At 68.0% G+C, this 17,503-nt stretch carries 18 protein-coding genes; 7 read left to right on the forward strand and 11 right to left on the reverse strand.

All coding sequences use genetic code 11. From position 1 onward, the window contains the following. Positions 1-8 precede the first annotated feature (8 nt). The 7 genes from R8G01_15085 to R8G01_15115 all read right to left on the reverse strand — a co-directional run bounded on the left by R8G01_15085 (position 9) and on the right by R8G01_15115 (position 7,928). Entirely contained in the window at positions 9-845 is an 837-nt protein-coding gene (locus R8G01_15085) for a polyphosphate kinase 2 family protein (protein ID MDW3215324.1), read from the reverse strand. Beyond that, positions 842-1,714, reverse strand: a complete 873-nt coding sequence (locus R8G01_15090; GenBank protein MDW3215325.1) for a diacylglycerol kinase family lipid kinase — start codon at positions 1,712-1,714, stop codon at positions 842-844. Before R8G01_15090 ends, R8G01_15085 begins: the two co-directional genes overlap by 4 nt. Continuing rightward, positions 1,711-2,574, reverse strand: coding sequence for a DUF1206 domain-containing protein (locus tag R8G01_15095; GenBank protein MDW3215326.1), 864 nt, complete (start codon positions 2,572-2,574; stop codon positions 1,711-1,713). Before R8G01_15095 ends, R8G01_15090 begins: the two co-directional genes overlap by 4 nt. Next, on the reverse strand, positions 2,571-3,470 hold the full coding sequence (locus R8G01_15100) for a hypothetical protein (protein ID MDW3215327.1): 900 nt from the start codon (positions 3,468-3,470) through the stop codon (positions 2,571-2,573). Before R8G01_15100 ends, R8G01_15095 begins: the two co-directional genes overlap by 4 nt. Then, positions 3,467-4,984: an ABC transporter permease gene (locus tag R8G01_15105; GenBank protein MDW3215328.1), complete on the reverse strand. Its 1,518-nt coding sequence runs from the start codon at positions 4,982-4,984 to the stop codon at positions 3,467-3,469. The genes R8G01_15100 and R8G01_15105 overlap by 4 nt, the downstream gene beginning before the upstream one ends. Further along, positions 4,981-6,084, reverse strand: a complete 1,104-nt coding sequence (locus R8G01_15110) for an ABC transporter ATP-binding protein (GenBank protein ID MDW3215329.1) — start codon at positions 6,082-6,084, stop codon at positions 4,981-4,983. The genes R8G01_15105 and R8G01_15110 overlap by 4 nt, the downstream gene beginning before the upstream one ends. A gap of 89 nt (positions 6,085-6,173) precedes the next feature. Next, entirely contained in the window at positions 6,174-7,928 is a 1,755-nt protein-coding gene (locus R8G01_15115) for an alkaline phosphatase D family protein (GenBank protein MDW3215330.1), read from the reverse strand. 174 nt (positions 7,929-8,102) lie between these two features. Here R8G01_15115 and R8G01_15120 point away from each other — a divergent pair, with 174 nt between their 5' ends. Continuing rightward, complete coding sequence (locus R8G01_15120; GenBank protein MDW3215331.1) at positions 8,103-8,933, forward strand: hypothetical protein; 831 nt, start codon at positions 8,103-8,105, stop codon at positions 8,931-8,933. A gap of 57 nt (positions 8,934-8,990) precedes the next feature. Next, positions 8,991-9,608: a class F sortase gene (locus R8G01_15125; protein ID MDW3215332.1), complete on the forward strand. Its 618-nt coding sequence runs from the start codon at positions 8,991-8,993 to the stop codon at positions 9,606-9,608. 18 nt (positions 9,609-9,626) lie between these two features. On the opposite strand, the gene R8G01_15130 is transcribed toward R8G01_15125, so the two are convergent. Both R8G01_15130 and R8G01_15135 read right to left on the reverse strand, forming a co-directional pair. After that, positions 9,627-10,406 carry a SigB/SigF/SigG family RNA polymerase sigma factor gene (locus R8G01_15130; protein MDW3215333.1) on the reverse strand — a complete coding sequence of 260 codons (780 nt, stop codon included), beginning with the start codon at positions 10,404-10,406 and terminating at the stop codon, positions 9,627-9,629. Further along, positions 10,393-10,776 (reverse strand): hypothetical protein, encoded by a 384-nt coding sequence (locus R8G01_15135; protein ID MDW3215334.1) that lies wholly within the window; start codon positions 10,774-10,776, stop codon positions 10,393-10,395. Before R8G01_15135 ends, R8G01_15130 begins: the two co-directional genes overlap by 14 nt. Before the next feature lie 245 nt (positions 10,777-11,021). On the opposite strand from R8G01_15135, the gene R8G01_15140 reads away from it, so the two are divergent. Further along, a complete protein-coding gene (locus R8G01_15140) occupies positions 11,022-11,324 on the forward strand; it encodes an STAS domain-containing protein (GenBank protein ID MDW3215335.1) in 303 nt (100 codons plus the stop codon). A gap of 106 nt (positions 11,325-11,430) precedes the next feature. On the opposite strand, the gene R8G01_15145 is transcribed toward R8G01_15140, so the two are convergent. Next, positions 11,431-11,748: a CsbD family protein gene (locus R8G01_15145; GenBank protein ID MDW3215336.1), complete on the reverse strand. Its 318-nt coding sequence runs from the start codon at positions 11,746-11,748 to the stop codon at positions 11,431-11,433. 171 nt (positions 11,749-11,919) lie between these two features. Here R8G01_15145 and R8G01_15150 point away from each other — a divergent pair, with 171 nt between their 5' ends. After that, a complete protein-coding gene (locus R8G01_15150) occupies positions 11,920-13,410 on the forward strand; it encodes an SDR family oxidoreductase (protein ID MDW3215337.1) in 1,491 nt (496 codons plus the stop codon). After that, positions 13,323-13,676: an AraC family transcriptional regulator gene (locus tag R8G01_15155; protein ID MDW3215338.1), complete on the forward strand. Its 354-nt coding sequence runs from the start codon at positions 13,323-13,325 to the stop codon at positions 13,674-13,676. The genes R8G01_15150 and R8G01_15155 overlap by 88 nt, the downstream gene beginning before the upstream one ends. Positions 13,677-13,885: 209 nt before the next feature. Here the strand turns inward: R8G01_15155 and R8G01_15160 are convergent, their stop codons facing one another. After that, positions 13,886-14,686, reverse strand: a complete 801-nt coding sequence (locus tag R8G01_15160) for a hypothetical protein (GenBank protein ID MDW3215339.1) — start codon at positions 14,684-14,686, stop codon at positions 13,886-13,888. 79 nt (positions 14,687-14,765) lie between these two features. Between R8G01_15160 and R8G01_15165 the strand changes: the two genes are divergently transcribed. Next, on the forward strand, positions 14,766-15,275 hold the full coding sequence (locus R8G01_15165; protein ID MDW3215340.1) for a helix-turn-helix domain-containing protein: 510 nt from the start codon (positions 14,766-14,768) through the stop codon (positions 15,273-15,275). A 127-nt stretch (positions 15,276-15,402) separates the two neighbouring features. Further along, positions 15,403-17,451 (forward strand): molybdopterin-dependent oxidoreductase, encoded by a 2,049-nt coding sequence (locus R8G01_15170; protein ID MDW3215341.1) that lies wholly within the window; start codon positions 15,403-15,405, stop codon positions 17,449-17,451. The last annotated feature ends 52 nt before the right edge of the window (positions 17,452-17,503 follow it).

Consider the following 17,503-nt stretch of genomic DNA (forward strand, 5'->3'; position numbering starts at 1 on the left):
TCCGCCTCTCAGTTCGGGGGCTCGAGGCGGGCACGCAGCGCCGCGAGCTCGGCATCGGTGAAGGGCTCGGGGTAGCTCTCGCCGAACCGTTCGAAGTGTTCGACGAGGAGGGACCCGACGACCCAGTTGCGGTGCCACTTGTGGTCGGCCGGGATCACGTACCAGGGGGCGTGTTCGGTCGAGGTCCGGCCGACGGCCTTGCCGTAGACGACCTGCCACTCGTCCCATCGGGCACGGGTCTCGACGTCGGACTCGGAGAACTTCCAGCGTTTGTCGGCGCGGCGCAAACGGCGCAGGAACCTCGCCCGCTGCTCGTCGTAGGAGATGTGGAGCAGACACTTCACGACGGTGACGCCGTCGTTCGTCAGTTCGTCCTCGAAGTCGATGATCTCACCGATGCGCTCGTCGAACTCGTCACCGGTCATACCGTCCTCGACCGCCGGGACGAAGAGGTCTTCGTAGTGGGAGCGGTCGAACACGGTGAGGCGACCGGGCTCGGGCACCTGGCGCCGGATCCGCTCGAGGAAGTGTTCGTCGACCTCGTCGCCCTCGGGTTCGGTGAAGCTGGCGACGTCCACCTTGGCGGGGTTCATCGCTTGCACCACGTGCTTGATCGTCCCGTTCTTGCCCGAACAGTCGAGCCCCTGCAGGATCAGGAGGATCGCATGGTCCTCGTTCGCCATCATCAATTCGTGCAGGTCGAACAGGCGGGGGCGGATGTCGTCGTCGAGTTGGTCTTTCGCGTCCGACTTCGAGAGCAGGGTCGCGCCGGGGTCGAAGCCGGCGAGGGTCAGGTCGTCGTCGCCGGGAGCGGTCAGACGGGCGCTCAGCGGTTGATCGCTCACGGGCACCTGACCTCCAGCGCCGCGGGTTCGATCGTGAACTCGAGTCGATCCGTCTCGGGACGGTCCTCGCCATCGAGTTCGTACGGCGCCGGTTCATCGAGGTCGACGGTGACCGTGGTGCCGGTGTACCGCTCGACCAGATGCTTCGGTTGTTCGCGCCGACGCATGAGGCGCCAGCCGATCGTCAGCCAGTCACGGAGCCGTTCTGCGGTGAGGATCGCGATGTCGAGGCGGCCGTCGTCGGGCGCCGCGTCGGGGAACACCTGGAGGCCGCCGGTGACCGCGCCGCAGTTGCCGACGAGCACCATCGCCGTGCGGCCGGACCACACCGCCTCGCCGTCGACCGTCACCGATGCTCGGACGATCTGCGCCGGCAGGTTCTTCGCGCCGGAGATCATGTAGGCGACGCTCCCGAACCGACGTTTGACGGTGGAGTCGGCATCGCGGATCATCGCCGCGTCGAAGCCGACGCCGGCCATGACGAGGAACTTCTCGTCGTTGACCACGCCGACGTCGAGGGTGGTCGTCGTCGACGACACCGCGCACGGCACCGCGTCGAGACCGACGGGGATCGACAGGTTCTCGGCGAGCAGGTTCCCGGTGCCCAGTGGCACCACGCCGAGCGCCGTCGAGGTGCCGGCGAGTGTCTCAGCGACCGCTCGCACCGTGCCGTCGCCACCGCAGGCGACCACGGTGTCGCAGCCACGCTCGATCGCCTCGGCCGTCTGGCCGGGCCCCGGATCGTCGGCGGTCGTGGGCGACCATCGGATCCGGTGCGCCGATTCGTGCGGGGCGAACGCCCGCTCGAGATCGCCGACCGTGATGGCGCTGCCGGACTTCGGGTTGTAGACGACGGTGACGTCGCTCACGAATTGTCCTCGATCCGGCGGTACCGGTGGCTGAACACGCAGAACGCTCCGTACAGCATCAGGCCGACGGCGCTCACCCAGACGAGCAGTTCCCCCGTCGTAGTGGTCGCGACCTTGCGGAGGGCCCCGTCGAAACCGCGGGCATCGTCGGGATCGAACCTGATCGCGGCGCGAGCGACGAAGAATCCGACGAGGATCGTCACGACACCCCGACCGATCCACCCGGCGACACCGGCGGCGATGACGACCCGGTCGACCGCCTCGTCGTCGGATTCATCGACACCGTGGAGGTCCTCCGTGAAGCTGCGCATGATGCCCTTGTGCACGACGAACACGAGGCCGACTGCGATCGTGATCACACCGCCGGCCGTCACGAGCACACGTCCCCATCCCGTCTCGAGCAACGACTTGGACAGCTGCTCGACGGTGCTCTCGCCGCCGCTCTCACTGCCGCGCTGCACGGTCCGTGCCGCCGTGAACGCGAGGAGCACGTAGAAGCCCGCCGAGAATCCGTAGCCGACACGGTGTGCCCATGCCGACAGGTCGTTGCCTCGGATCACCGCGACGCTCAACACCCGCCAGAGGAAGTACAGGACGAGCCCGACCGCCATCACCGAGAGCAGGATGCGACCGCCCGGCTGCTCGAGCACTCGATTGAGCGCGCCGCTCGGTGAGGCTTCGTCGTCGCTCGGTTCCTGTCGGGCGATCTGCGTCGCCGTCGCACCGAAGAGGAGGTACACGAACCCTTTGGCGACCCAGCCGAGCTGACCGACCGTCTCGAGCCACGGGCGTTCGCGCACCGCGTCGTTCACTCCGTCGGCGACGTCGTCGCCATCGGTTCGCAAGCCTGCTGTGCTCATGTTGGTTCCCCGTGGTCCGTGGTCGTCGTCGAGGTGAGATCGGCCGGATGGTGGTCGTCGGCGGTCTCGTGACGTGGGTCGCCGGTACCCCGATCGGGTGAACCCGAAACCTGCACGACGGGCAGTCGAGCCGCCAACCACCAGGGCACGAACTGGGCGACGACGACGAAGAGGGCCAGCAGCAGCGTCGCCAGTCGCGCCAGTGCGAACGCACGCGACATGTCGCCGCGACTCGACACGGCGAGCAGCCCTGCGTCGGTCGCGGTGCGCCGATAGTCGTCGAGGAGATCGGCGCTGTTCGCCAGCGCCGCTCGGGTCTCCGCGAGGTCGGCCCGCACCGCGTCGACGCGGCCGCCGATGTCGTCCGACCCGTCGGCGAACGTCTGCAGTTCGCTCGTCAGTCTCGTGAGGTCGTCGCCGATCGGGTCGAACGCGGCGCGCAGGTTGGAGATCGCGACGGGCAGCGGGACCTCCGGGTCGTAGTCGGGTCCGAACGGGACACTCGACAGCCCGCTGAGCGCAGTATCGATCGCGCCACTCAACGACTGGACCGTCGACAGCGCGACGTCGATGTCTTCGAAGCTCTCCGGCAGCGAGGACGACAGCGACGCGGTGGTCGAGGCCACTCCGGCGGTGTCGCCCAACGCCGATTCGACCGCGCCGAGCGTCGCCCCGACCGTCTCGAGGCCCGCGTCGAGCGACTCGATGAGTTGCTCGGCGACGTCGATCGTCTCGATCACGCTGACCGACGCCGCCTCACCGATCTGCAGGCTCTGGTCGAGGTTCTCGTCGAGATCCGTCAGGAACAGCCAGCCGGTGACCCCGAGCACCAGACCGGCGACGACGCCGAACACCGCGATCCCACGGAAACAACGGGCGGCGGTTGCTGCGTTCACGCCGCCGCCTTCGCCGAGAGCTGCCGCCTCAGACCGAGGATGGCGATCGCGCCGTAGCCGACCACGAGGGCGGACAGGCCGATGATCACCGAGTTGTCCGGCGGGAGACCGCGCAGCATCACGTCCTGGAACGAGGCGATGCCATAGGTCACCGGCAACATCCAGGAGATGACGCTGACCGGAGCGGCGAGACCGTCGATCGGGAGGATGAAACCGCTGAAGAACAGTCCGGCCAGCAGCACGAGCATCGCATACTGCACCGCCTGACTCTCGGTGCCCGCCACGATGGCGAGCACCATGCCGAGCGCGAGCGAGGCCAGGAGCACGCCGACGACCGTGAAGGCGACCCAGCCGACCGAGCCGGCCAGTGGGACGCTGAGGCCGTACACCGATGCCGCCATCAGCAACGCACCGACGGCCGTGCCAACCAGCAGGTAGGCGAAGATCTTGCCGATGATGATCTCGACCGACGAGAGCGGTCCGACCCGCATGAGTTCGAACAGTCCGGTCCGACGGTCACGCACCAGTGACAAGGCCGCGAACGTGAGTGCGAGGTGCTGGAGCAGGAGTGCGAGCGAGGCCGGGGTGAAGTACTCGGTGGGGTTGATCCGGCCGTCGAGTCGGTTGTCGGTGCGGCTCTGGAAGGGTCGGATCAGGATCTCGGGATCGAGGATCACGACCTCGTCGAGCGATGCCGTCAGGGTGGCGACGGCATCGGCGAGTTCGGTGAGTTCCTCGTCGGTCGTCTCCTCGCTGATGGTCTGCAACTCGTCGGTGATCTCCAACGTGTCGGTCCGGGCCGCTGCCAGTGCCTCGCCGCGCTGATCGTCACCGAGGTCCAGACGGTCGAGCACGGTCGCCGAGCCGCTCAGCGCGTCCTCGACCAGATCGAGTTCGGTGACGAGCAGATCGCGGGTCGCGATCGGGTCCTCGGCCAGTTCGTTGCTCAGCGCGAGCAGCCGGTCGCGCATCGTTGCGCTGTCGGGCATCGAGTCCTGCGCCTCGACGGCGAGCGTGGTCAGCACGGTCGCGTTCACCTCTTGGATCGCGAGCCGGGCAGAGATCTCGACCGCGCCTTCCTGAATGGGATCGATCTCGTTGTGGATCAACCGGATGACGGCGCGCTCCCCGGCCATGACCTCAGTCGCCGGGTCGTCCGGGAAGATCACGACGAGGTCGGCACGCCCCGCGTCGAGTTCGGCGACGCCTTCGGCCTCGGTGGCCACCATGCCCTGCGACTCGATGAAGTCGGAGAGGTCGGCCTCGTAGGTGTCGAGCACCTCCTCGTAGATCGAACCCTCCGGCCCGACGAAGATCGCTCGCTTCACGATCGCCGTCTCCGAGTATCCCGACCCGAACAGCACCAGCAGTGCGAACGGGCCGACGACGAGGAGCGCGACCAAGCGCGGTTGGCGGATGATCTCGACGACCTCTTTGCGGAGGAACGCGAACGAACGAATGACGACGGCCCAGAGCGGGCGGACGACCGAGAGGGAGTTGTCGGTGACGCTCACGCCTCGGCCCCCTCGTCGAGCCGCCCTTGTGTCGCCGACCGGTGGCGTTGCACGACCCGCACGAACGCCTCGTCGTAGTCGACCTCGTGCTCACCTGCTTCGAGCACGTCGACACCGAGTTCGGAGAACGACCGGTCGAGGTCGGTGATGGCGCGGTCGGCGTCGTCGACGACGAACCGCACGGCGGTCACGTCGGTGCGTTCGATCTCGCCGACGACGAACTCGTGCTCGGAGAGGCGATCGAGTTCGGCACGACTCAGGGGGCGTGAGGTGACGACGTCGACGACCTGACCGTCGAACGCCGCACGGCGGAGGTTGGCGGGGGTGTCGACGAGGAGGAGGTCGCCGTCGCTGAGCAGCCCGACCTCGTCGCACATGCCGGCCTCACCGACGTACTGGGTGGTGACGACGAGCGTCTTGCCCGAGGATGCGACCTCGCGGAACTGTGTCCAGATCTTGTCGCGCAGGATGGGGTCGATTCCCGCCGTGGGTTCGTCGAGGAAGACGATGTCCGGATCGTGCACGAACGCCGCGGCCAGTGCGAGGCGGCGCTGCATGCCACCGGACGCATCCGAGACCCGCTTGCCGGCGTCGTCGCTGAGTTCGACCCAGTCGAGCACCGACATGAGGCGACGCTTGCGACGCAACGGCAGCCCGTACATCGACGCGTGGAAGCTGAGGTTCTCCATCAGCGACAGGTCGGGGAAGAGTGCCGGGGTCTGCGGGAGGTAGCCGATCCGTGACCGCTGCGCGCTCGTGAGGTCGACCGCACGCGTGCCGCCGATCCACGCCTCACCCGAGGTGGGCGCGAGCAACCCGGTCATCAACCGGACCGTGGTCGTCTTGCCGCAGCCGCTCGGCCCGATCAACCCGACGATCGTTCCCGGTTCGACGGCGAGATCGAGCCCGTGCAGCACCTCGACGTCGTCGAAGGACTTGCGCAGTTCGCTGGTCCTGACGGAATTGAGCGAATCACCCAGCCCTCCCCGCGAGCGTCTGGCGGACCGGCCGTGCTCGACGGTGTCGGTCGTGTCGGTGCGTGTGCCGGATGTGCTCGTGTTCGTAGTCGTGTTCGTGGTGATGTTCGAGCTCGTGGTCATGTCTGCCTTCTCCTGGCCCACCCGTCGGGGCGGCGGGCAGCCAGTACCCGGCGCAGCGCGGCCGGAAACCAACGCGTCGTCGACCGTCGTCAGCCGTCGCCGTCGCCGACGACGAAGTCATGGCGGAGCAGCACCTCGCCGTCGTAGCGCTTCGCACGCAGCGCGACCGTGATCGTCTCGCCGTCGTCGTCGATCTCGACCAGTCCGTACTGTCCGCTCTCACCGATCGCGCCCTCGCTGTACGGGCCGCCCTTGATGCTGCCCGGCCGGTCGAGCGGCGCAGCGTGCAGCAACGGGAATCCGGCGTCGCCGGACGCGGAGTAGTCGGTGTTGGTGCCGTCGTCGATGGCGACCATGTGCGCATCGCCGCTGACCATCAGGAGGTGGTCGATGTCGTGTTCGGCGATCACGTCGGCGATCCGGCGACGCTCGTCGGCGTAGCCGCCCCAGTGGTCGGCGCCGTCCTCGGCTTCGGCCAGCCATGGCACGGGGTTCACCCACACGACGAGTTCCTGTTCCTCGGCGGCGGTGACCAGTTCGTCGAGGAACCAGGCGAGCTGCGACTCGCCCAGCATCGTCTCGCCCGGTTCACGAGCCGATCGTGCATCGGTGATCAGGAACCGCACCCGGCCGACATCGAACGACTGGAACACGGCCGAGAGCTCGCCGGCGAGGGGATAGCTCGGGACGTTGGTGCGATACGCGTCCATCGCCGCGACCCGACTCTCGGAATAGAAGTTCGAGTCGTTGATGCCGTAGTCGTGGTCGTCCCAGACATAGGCGATCGGTACCGAGCGATACAGGGCCGCCTGTGCCGGCTGCCGCAGGGTGAGGTCGATCACCTCGTCGTATCGAGCCCGGTCGTCATCGGGGATGTCGCCGTAGTGGAAGTCACCCGTGATCAGGTGGAAGAGCTGATCCTCGTCGCGGATCGTGTCGAACACGGATCCGTTCGAACCCACGCGTGCGCAGGCGCCGACCGTGAAGGAGAACGACGCCGCCTCCTCGGGGAACGTGGTGAACTCGCCCGTGCGAACGAGGTCGAGTTCACCGTCGATCTCCACCGCGTAACGGTGCCGCACGTCGGGGTCGAGGTCGTTCGCCGTGAACGAGACGATGTTGCCGTCACGATCGTCGACGGGATGGTACGTCGCATCGGCGAAGTCGTCGGTGGCCGTCACGGCGAGGCGAGCGGACTCGAACGGTACGTCGGCGGCGGCCCGCAACCGGGCCTCGGACGACGTGACGCCGCCCGACCACACCCAGCGGAGCGCCGAGTCGGGCAGGGACTCGAGTTCCGACGGCGGGTGCGTGGGTCCGAACTGCGAGTCGTACACGTACTCGCCGACGAACGACCCGGCCACCACCGCGGCCACGGTCCCCACGATCGCTGCGACGCCACGGCGGTGCGACCAGCCCGCCAGGTCGGCCAACAACCACGCCGAAGCGGGCACGGCGAGCAGGACGATGACGAGCACCGCATGGCGTCCGACCAGCTGGTTCACGGCGATCGCGCCGATCGCGCCGGCCGCGAAGCCGGCGATGACGCCGCCGACGAACTCCCACCTGAGCGCGGCGAGTGCGCCGAGCACCAGCAAGACGTAGAACACCGGCCGCACGTAGGTGAAGAACGCGGTGCCACCCGGCTGATAATCCAGCCACCCCGCGCGCGCGTCCAGCCACATGAAGATCACGGCAGCGGCGGCGGCGACCAGTCCGATCAGCCGGAGTCCTCGCGCCCAGTGGTCTCGCTCGACCGGGTCGTCCGGTGGTTTCACGGCATCGGGAACCGCGTCCAGCAGTGATGTTTCGGGGGATTCGCGCGCGTCGTCGGGTCCATGCACCACCCCGGGGTACCCGGACGAACGCGACGTCAACCGGCTCGTGCCAACGCGGTCGGCACGACCGGGTCGAGTCGGGACAATTCTTGACACGATCAAGAAACACTTGTCCCACTGTTTCGCGACGAGATGCTGGGGTACCGTTGCTCCACGGACGGACCACTGGAGGAACCGAAGATGAAGCGCGTACTCATGGGCTTGGCGGCAATTGCCGCGATCGCCTGCATCCCACAGACCACATCGGCGCAGAGCGCAGCCGACCTCACCCTCGTGCACGGCATCCCGGGCACCACCGTCGACCTGACGGTCGACGGAACGGTGGTCATCGACGCGTTCGTGCCGGGTTCGCTCGCCAACATCTCGTCGTTCGCCGGCCAGACACTGCAGAACGTCACCGTGACCGACGACGCCACCGACGACGTGGTGATCGGACCGATCGCCAGCCTCGTCATCCCCGCCTCGGGGAGCCACAGCCTCGTGGCACACCTCGACGCCGACGGCACCCCGGTCCTCAGCACGTTCGAGAACAACACGGCCGACGCCTCGACCGGCGATGCCCGTCTGACCCTCCGGCACACCGCCGAGGCCCCGGCCGTCGACCTGATCGTGGGCGACCAGCGCCCGATCGTCGGTGCCACCAACGGGCAGAGCGCCGAACTCGAACTGCCCGATGGTGCGCTGACCGACGCCCAGCTCGCACCGACCGGCGACGTCGCGATCGCCGAGATCGCCACGCTCGACCTGGCCGCCAACACCAACACCATCGTGTACGCCGTCGGCTCGGTCGAGGACGACACACTCGACTTCGTCGTTCAGATCGTCGACTTCGCCGTGACGGCACCCACCACGACGACCACGGTCGCCGGAGCGACGACCACGAGTGCCGTTCCCACGGCGGTCAACACCGGTTCACCGTTGGGTGGCAGCAGCAGCACGACGCTCGTCGTGGTGGCTCTGGGCGGGCTCGCCCTCGCCGGCGGCGCCATGTTCGCTCGACGTCACGTCTGATCACTCATGCCTCGATACCGGCGGACGTCATGGATCCGGAGACTCTTCGGATACGTGATGTTCGCCGGTTTCGTCGTTTTCGCGGTCGCCGGCACGATGGTGGCTCGCAACTACCTCAACGGTGACGGCGTCGTCCTCGTCGTCGACAACGCCAAAGGCGAGACACCCGACACCATCCCGACCGACGCGGCGGCGGTCGAGCGCAGCTCACCGCAGGCGATCAGGATCGGCGACCTCGAACTCGACAATCCCATTCGAGCGGTCGGGATCGAAGAGGACGGCGAGCTCGAGGTGCCCGACGAGACCGAGGTCGGCTGGTACCAGTACGGCTCGGCACCGGGTCTCCCGGGGGCCACGGTGCTCGCCGCGCACGTGTCGTGGAACCGCAAGATCGGCCCGTTCCACCAGCTGGGCAACCTCGAGCCCGGCGCGCAGGTCGACGTCGTCGCCGACGACGGTTCGATTCGGGTCTACGAGGTGGTCGAACGGACGATCTACGACAAGGACTCGCTGCCGATCGATCGGATCTGGACCACGACCGGCGACGAGACGCTGGTCCTGATCACCTGCGGCGGCAGCTACAACCCCGACATCCGGCGCTACCGCCAGAACATCGTCGTCTACGCCGTCCCGGTCGACCTCGTGCCCGCCGACGCCGTCGACGAGCGCATCTGACGACGGCGCCCGGTCAGGTCACTCTTCTTCGTCGGCGTCGTCGTACTCGCCGTCGCCGTCGAGATCACCGTACGCGCCACGCAGTTCCTTGAAGGCCCGCTTGAGCAGTCGCGAGACGTGCATCTGGGACACGCCGACGATCTCGGCGATCTCCACCTGCGACATCTCCTCGTAGAACCGCAGACGGACGATCTCGCGCTCGCGCTCGGCGAGGGTCTCGAGCAACTGCTCGACGACCGCATCGTTCTCGACGTCGACGAAGCCCCCGTCGCGACTCGACGTCGCGCGCTGACGGGCCGACGAGACCCCGCCCTCGTCGCCGGCCGGCGGGTCGATCGACTCGACCCGGCGAGCTTCGCCCACCGAGAGGCCGGTGATCACGTCGTCCTCGGGGACCTCGAGGTGGGCGGCGACCTCGGCGACCGACGGCGAGCGTCCCAGCTTCGACGAGAGCTCGTCGCTGGCCCGGCGCACCGACAGATGCAGTTCCTTCGCCCCGCGAGGCACCTTGATCGACCACGTCGCGTCGCGGAAGTGACGCTTGATCTCGCCTTCGATCGTCCGGCCGGCGAACGCGGCGAACGGCACCCCGACCGTCGGATCGAATCGATCGACGGCCTTGACCAGCGCCAGCATCGCCACCTGTTCGATGTCGTCGTCGCGGCCGGCGCGCACGTTGTACCGCTTCGCGATGTGGACCGCGAGGCCCATGTGCTCTTCGACGATCTGGTTGCGGATCCGGCGTCGGCCGGTCTTCGCGAACTCCTCGAAGAGGACCGTCGTGTCAGGAGTCGCCATCTGCCGGCACTTGTTTGACCAGCCGGAATGCGCCCGTGTCGTCGACCGAGTACTCGTCGACGACGGCGCCGAGGATCCGTTCCGCCAACACGTCGAGTTCGACGTTGGGTTCGTCATCGACGCCGGACCGACTGACGATGACCAGGATCTGGCCCGGCCCGACCTCGAATCGGACGTGGAGCCGACCGGAGTCGGCGACATCGTCGTCGACGTCGGTCAACACCGAGATCGCCTCGTTCACGCCGAGGCGGAGGTCGTCGATGTCGTCGATCGACATCGAGATCGTCGACGCCATCGAAGCGGCCACCGCTCGGACGGTGGTGGCGTAGCGTGCCGACAGCGGCAGGTCGAGTTCAGCGTGTTCGCTCATGCGCCTGCCAAGTTAGCTGCGACGCGAGATGGTGCGCTCTCGTCGACCGACGTTTCGCGCCAACAACCCTCGGCGTGATCGGCCACCACGATGCCACCGAACCTCACCCGAACGGGTGATCCTCGAAGGTCGTTCGCGATCCCTCGCCCTCATCACTCGACATGACCTACGCTGTCACCCGGTGGTGCCACACCCGGGTGCTGCCCATGTTCCTGAAATCATCGACTCGGAGATACAGTTTCCTCATGACTGCGGCTGCCCCGCTCGAGATCAGCGTCAACGAAACCGGGCTCGTGCTCGCCGGCGAGATCGACGCGTACACCGCGCCCGCCCTCGCCGAGGCGATCGAGCAGTGCGATCTGTCCCACGTGTTGATCGACATGGCCGAGGTCGAGTTCGTCGATTCCAGCGGCCTCCGGGTCCTGATCGAGGCCCACCAGGTGGCCCAGGCGGCCGAGCGGCAACTCCAGCTCACCAACCCGTCGCCCGCCGTCAGCCGTCTGCTCGAGATCAGTGGGATCGACGACTACCTCAACGTCACCGACTGACGCCTGACGCGGCAACGACGGGCGCTGAACGCCCGCCGCTGCCGGAGTGTCGCCGCCGACCGACCGAGGGGTGGACGGTGGTGCGGCCGATGCTCGATCGAGCGCCTCAGTTGTCGTCGAAGCGGTCCTTCACGTTGTCGATGGCGTCGTTCACGCCGTCCTTGACGTCGTCGACGGCGTCCTTCGCCTTGCCGGCGGCCTCGTCGGCCTCGCCTTCACGCTCGAGCTCGTCGTTGTCGGTGAGGTCGCCCGCTGCCTGCTTGGCTCGTCCGGTGACCTTGTCCATGGCTCCACTCATCGGGGGTTCCTTTCGTCGGGGATCGACCGATGCGTACCCGGCATCGTGCTCGTCGAAACGCGCCGCCGCCCGCCCGGTCCACCCCACCGATCGTGCGACGCGGATCACCCGATCGAGGACACTCATCCGGTTTGGAACCTTCGCTCGCGGGGTACCTCGGCGCCATGCTGTACACGATCTTCATCATCCTCGCCATCGTCGCCCTCGCGCTGTTCATCCTCGGGCGTCGGTGACCGCCCACCGGCGGCCTCGTGACCGGAGCACCGCCGTCCCCGCCGACCCGCCGAAACGAGTGACGTGACCGACACCGACCGACCAAACCACCGGACCCTCGTCCTCGGGGCGTCCGGCTACGTCGGCGGACGCCTCGTCCCCGAACTCGTCGATGACGGGGCGACCGTCCGATGCCTGACCCGATCGGCGTCGTCGCTGCGGTCGATCCCCTGGGCCGACCAGGTCGAGATCGCCGAGGCCGACCTCGAGGACCCCGACACGCTCGACGACGCGTTCAGCGACGTCGACACCGTCGTGTACCTGGTGCATTCGCTCGGACGCGACGACTTCGAAACCGTCGAGCAGACGACCGCCCGGACCGTCGCCGACGCGTGTGAACGCGCCGGCGTCGGCCACATCATCTACATGAGCGGGCTGGGTCGTGACGACGACGAACTCTCGGCGCACCTGCGCTCACGTCACGCCGTGGGCGCCACGCTCGCGTCGGGGCCGACACCGGTCACCGAACTCCGCGCCGCCGTCGTGCTCGGTGCCGGGTCGGCATCGTTCGAGATGCTGCGCAGCCTGGTCGAGGTCCTGCCGGCGATGGTCGCACCCGCCTGGGTGACCCGCACCCTCGTCCAACCGATCGCGATCACCGACGTGCTGCGGTACATCCGGGCCGCGCTGACGGCCGGAGCCGGCGACCACCATCGCATCGTCGAGATCGGTGGGCCCGACCAACTGACGTACCAGGACCTGATCACCACCTACGCCGACGTGGCCGGGTTGCGACGCCGCCTCATCCTGCCGGTGCCATTCGTGAGCCCCACGTTCTCGACCCACTGGGTCAATCTGGTGACACCGCTCCCCCGCGGCCTCGCCGCCTCGCTGATCGACTCGTTGCGCAACCACGTCGTCGTCACCGACGACTCGGCCCGGGCGCTCTCCGATCACACCTGCAAGACGACCCGGGCCGCGATCGAGTCATCGCTGACGCGCGTGCAGGATCTCGACATCCCCACGCGCTGGTCGGGTATCCGGGGTGCCGACGATGCTGCAACGCCCAAGCCGTGGGACCCCGACTGGAGCGGTGGCACCGCCCTCGAAGACGCTCGCAGCACCGACGTCGACGCCGATCCGGCGACCGTACAGCGCATCGTCCGCGGTATCGGCGGCGAGCGTGGCTGGTACGGGTTCCGGCCGCTCTGGGCCATTCGCGGGTTCATGGACAAGGTGGCGGGCGGCGTCGGCCTGCGACGCGGCCGGCGGCACCCCGACGACATCACCGTCGGCGAGGCGCTCGACTTCTGGCGAGTGGTGGCCATCGATGACGATCTGTTCCGCCTCCACGCCGAGATGCGACTGCCCGGCGACGCATGGCTCGAATGGGTCACCGAACCGCTCGACGACGGACGCACCCGACTGACGCAGCGCGCTCGGTTCGTCCCCCGCGGCATCCTCGGTCGCGCCTACTGGTGGGCGATGTGGCCGTTCCACGTCGCGATCTTCCCGATCATGGCCCGACGCATCGGTCGCGAGGCCGCGGCGGCGTCTGGATCATCGGACGGCTGACACGTACGGGCGACGGCGCGGAGAACCGGCCAACGAGCGGAAGGTTCAAGCAAGTCACGACGCTGTCGCCCATCCGGTTTGGAATGGGGATCCGGCTCAATGGCGCGGCCATGAGAATGGCCGGAGGCATGACTGTCGACGAGGCAGCCACCGAAGTCGGCGACGCGAGCTCCTCCCAGTTCAGCCGAGAGTTCAAGCGGATGTACGGGCAATCTCCCAAGCAGTGGAGCAGCACCAGGCAACCACTCACCGCCGGACTGACCTGACGCACCCGGATTCCCGGATCGCGTTCGACGACCACCACCACGACCACCACGACGGCCTGATCCAACCTCCGCCGACGTGCCCGGACCGCACCTGTCGGTTCCCGGCGACAAGTCCGACCACCCGTCGTCTGCGAAAGAAGTTCCGCTCCACACCGGCACCTCGGCGATCGGTCTGTTGATCGGGAACGTGACCCCGGGCGGCACGTCGGTCATGCGAGGAACTCTCCGAGGTGATCGAGGGTGCGCTCGTGGCCGTTGCGGTAGCCATCGAGCATTCCGGCACCGACGAGCGAGGTGACCTGAACGACGATCGACACGTTCGTGGAGTCGCCATCGGCGTCGAACGACCAGTGGGTCGTGTCGATCGACACCGGTGTGCCGTCCCTGCTGATCTCGCTGGTGGCGACGAGCGACCGGGGTGCGTCGATGTATCCGTAGCGGGTCGTCACGTGGCTGGCGAGATCATCGGGGGGCCCGCATCGGTACACGTCGGTGCCGCCGACCACGAAGTCGCTGGCGTCGTACTCGACGACCTCGCCCTTCGGGACCGACCACACCGATCGCTGGGCGATGTCGGCGTAGGCGTCCCACACCACGGCTGCCGCCGCAGGGAAGCGACGCTCGAAGTGCATCGTCGCTCTCGCCACGGGTCCGTCGACGGTTCGCCCGTGAGCGGCGTCGGGGTCGAGCAGCACCACCTGGTTGTCGTCGGGATCCGCAAGGACCACCAGGTGCCCTCCACCACCCTCCTGCACGCCACCGTGGTCGACGCCCACCCGGACGAGGCGCTCAACGACGTCATCGAGATCGACCACGCCGACGACGACCGTGGAGTTGCCGGCACGATCAGGATCGTGGAAGACCTGGAGCCCGTGCGCGGGACCGAATCGCCACTCGATCAATCCGTCCATCGGTCGCAGGTGGGGTGACGAGTCGAGCACACGCCGATACCACGTTTCGGCGATGGCGATGTCGGACACCGCCGCATGGGCCATGGTCAGGTCGATCATGTCGACACGTCCCTTCGAGTCATACCGCTTGTGTTTTGCAATCACCAAGGATACTCAGGCCGGTGGTACCTTGCAAGCAGTGAGTGTCAAGCGCGACGAGCCACGTTCCGGATGCGCGATCAACGCCGCGATCGAAGTGATCGGCGACCGCTGGAGCCTCATCGTGCTGCGCGACATCATGTTCGGAGACCGGCGACACTTCCGAGAGCTGCAGCGCAACAACGAAGAAGGGATCGCGTCGAACATCCTCGCCAGCCGACTCCGCGACCTCGTCGACCACGGACTCCTCACCCGCGACGACCCCGGCCCGGGCCGTACGGTCACGTACTCGCTGGCCGAACCGGCGATCGAACTCGTTCCGGTGCTCGCCGAACTCGGCTGGTGGGGCCTCCGGCACCGCCCGACCACCGATGCGCTGCGAGTCAGGGCCCAACTTCTCTACGAGGGAGGTCGACCGATGTGGGAGGACTTCATGGCGGAGCTCCGCACCCGCCACCTCGATGCACCGCCCGCCGACCCCGACTCGCCGTCGGTCACCGAGCGACTCAACCGGGCCGCCGCCGAGTCGGCCCGCGCCGAGGGGCGGTAGGACGGGCCGTTCGGCTCATGCGATCCGCTCCGGATCGGGCGCGGTGGTGACCGGTCGTCGCTCCGGGCGAGGCCACGGCGTCCGATCCTCGCCATGCCGCTCCCGGGGCAGGACGTACGATCGGAGCATGACCGCGACCGTGAACGGAACCTGCCATCACGACTGCCCCGATTCGTGCGGGTGGACGGTGACCGTCGACCACAGCGGGCCGGCGCCGGTCGCGGTGAAACTGCGGGGCAATCCCGAGCATCCGTACAGCTACGGCGAACTCTGTCCGAAGGTCAACCGCTTCCTCGACCGCGTGTACTCACCCGACCGGGTGCTCCACCCGATGCGCCGGGTCGGACCGAAGGGCAGCGGCGAGTTCGAACAGATCTCCTGGGATGATGCGCTGGCCGAGATCGGCTCGCGGCTGGCTGCCGTCATCGACGAGCACGGCGGCGAGGCGGTCATGCCGTTCAGCGACGCGGGCAACCAGAGCATCCTCGCCACCGAGGGGGTGTCGTCGCGATTCTTCCACCACATCGGGGCGACCCGCCTGCTGCGCAACATCTGCGGGCCGACGGTCGGCGCCGGTGTCGCGATGACCAACGGCAGCTCGCTCGGCGCCGATGCGCTCGATCTCGAGCACTCGAAACTGATCCTCCTGTGGGGCACCAACACCAAGCTCACGAACCGGCACCTGTGGCCGGTGATCGAGAAGGCGAGAGCGAACGGCGCCAGGTTGGTGGTGATCGATCCGATCCGGACGCTGACCGCCGACGACTGCGACCAACACATCCAGCCACTGCCCGGCACCGACATCGCCATGATGCTCGCGATGATGCACGTCGTCATCCGTGACGACCTGCTCGACCGCGAGTGGGTCGATGCTCACACACTCGGATTCGACGAACTGGCCGAATCGGTCGCCGAGGCGACCCCGGCGTGGGCAGCCGTGCAGTGCGGCGTCGACGCCGAGGTGATCGAGACACTGGCGCGCGCGTACGCGACCACCAGACCCGCCGCGATCCGCACGCTGATCGGCGCCGAGCACCACGAGAACGGCGCCATGTTCTACCGGACCATGGCGTGCCTCCCCGCGCTGACGGGCGCCTGGCGTGATCGTGGTGGCGGTCTGTTCCGCAGCGTCGGCACCTGGCAGGACGCGCTCGTCGACGAGGCTGCGCTCGGCCGACCCGACCTGCTCGCCGGGCGCGGGGTGCGCACGCTCAACATGAGCCGGCTCGGCGAGATCCTGCTCGACGAGCAGCCGCCGGTGTACGCGATGATCGTCTGGAACTCGAACCCGTTGGTGATCGTGCCGAACGCCGATCAGGCTCGCCGCGGCATGGCCCGTGAGGACCTCTTCACGATCGTGCACGAGCAGTTCATGACCGACACCGCTCGATACGCCGACATCGTGCTCCCGGCGACGACCCAGATCGAAGCGCACGACGTCACCCCGGCGTGGGGACACCTGTGGATGGGCTGGAACGAAGCCGCGATCGAGCCGCTCGGCGAGGCGGTGAGCAACAGCGAGTGTTTCCGACGGATCGCGGGCGCCATGGGACTCACCGAACCGTCGCTGTTCGACGACGACCTGACGATCCTGCGCGACGTCCTCCCGACGGTCGACCTCGACGCACTCCGTCGCGACGGCTGGATGAAGGTGCCGTACCCCGAGAACGGCACCCCGTGGGCCGACGGCGGCTTCCCCAGCGAATCGGGGAAGGTCGAGTTCGTGTCGAGCCGCCTCGAGGCGATGGGGCAACCGCGGCTGCCCACCTTCGTCCCGCCGACGGAGGGGCCGCAGGGTCCGAACGCCGAACGGTTCCCCCTGCAGCTGATGACCCCGAAGCACCATACGCGCTTCCTCAACTCCGGCTACTCACACCTCCCCAAACACGGTCCGGCCGAGGGTGGACCGTTCGTCGAACTCGACATCGTGGATGCCTCGGCGAGGGGTCTCGCCGACGGCGGAACCGCCCGGGTGTTCAACGACCGGGCCAGCCTCGAACTCCCGGTCAAGGTCACCACCCGCCTGCGTCCCGGACTCGCGTCGATCCCGTGGGGATGGTGGCGCGAACATCACCCCGACGGCCAGGTCGCCAACGACCTCACCAACGACACGTTGACCGAGTGGGGCGGCGGCGTGGCCTACAGCGACACCCTGGTGCAGGTCGAGGGGCTCTGATCGCTCCCGGTCGCGGCGGGCGTCGGCACGGGTGTCGCACCCGGCCGGTCCT

This window comes from Ilumatobacteraceae bacterium (assembly GCA_033344875.1).
GTDB lineage: Bacteria > Actinomycetota > Acidimicrobiia > Acidimicrobiales > Ilumatobacteraceae > Ilumatobacter.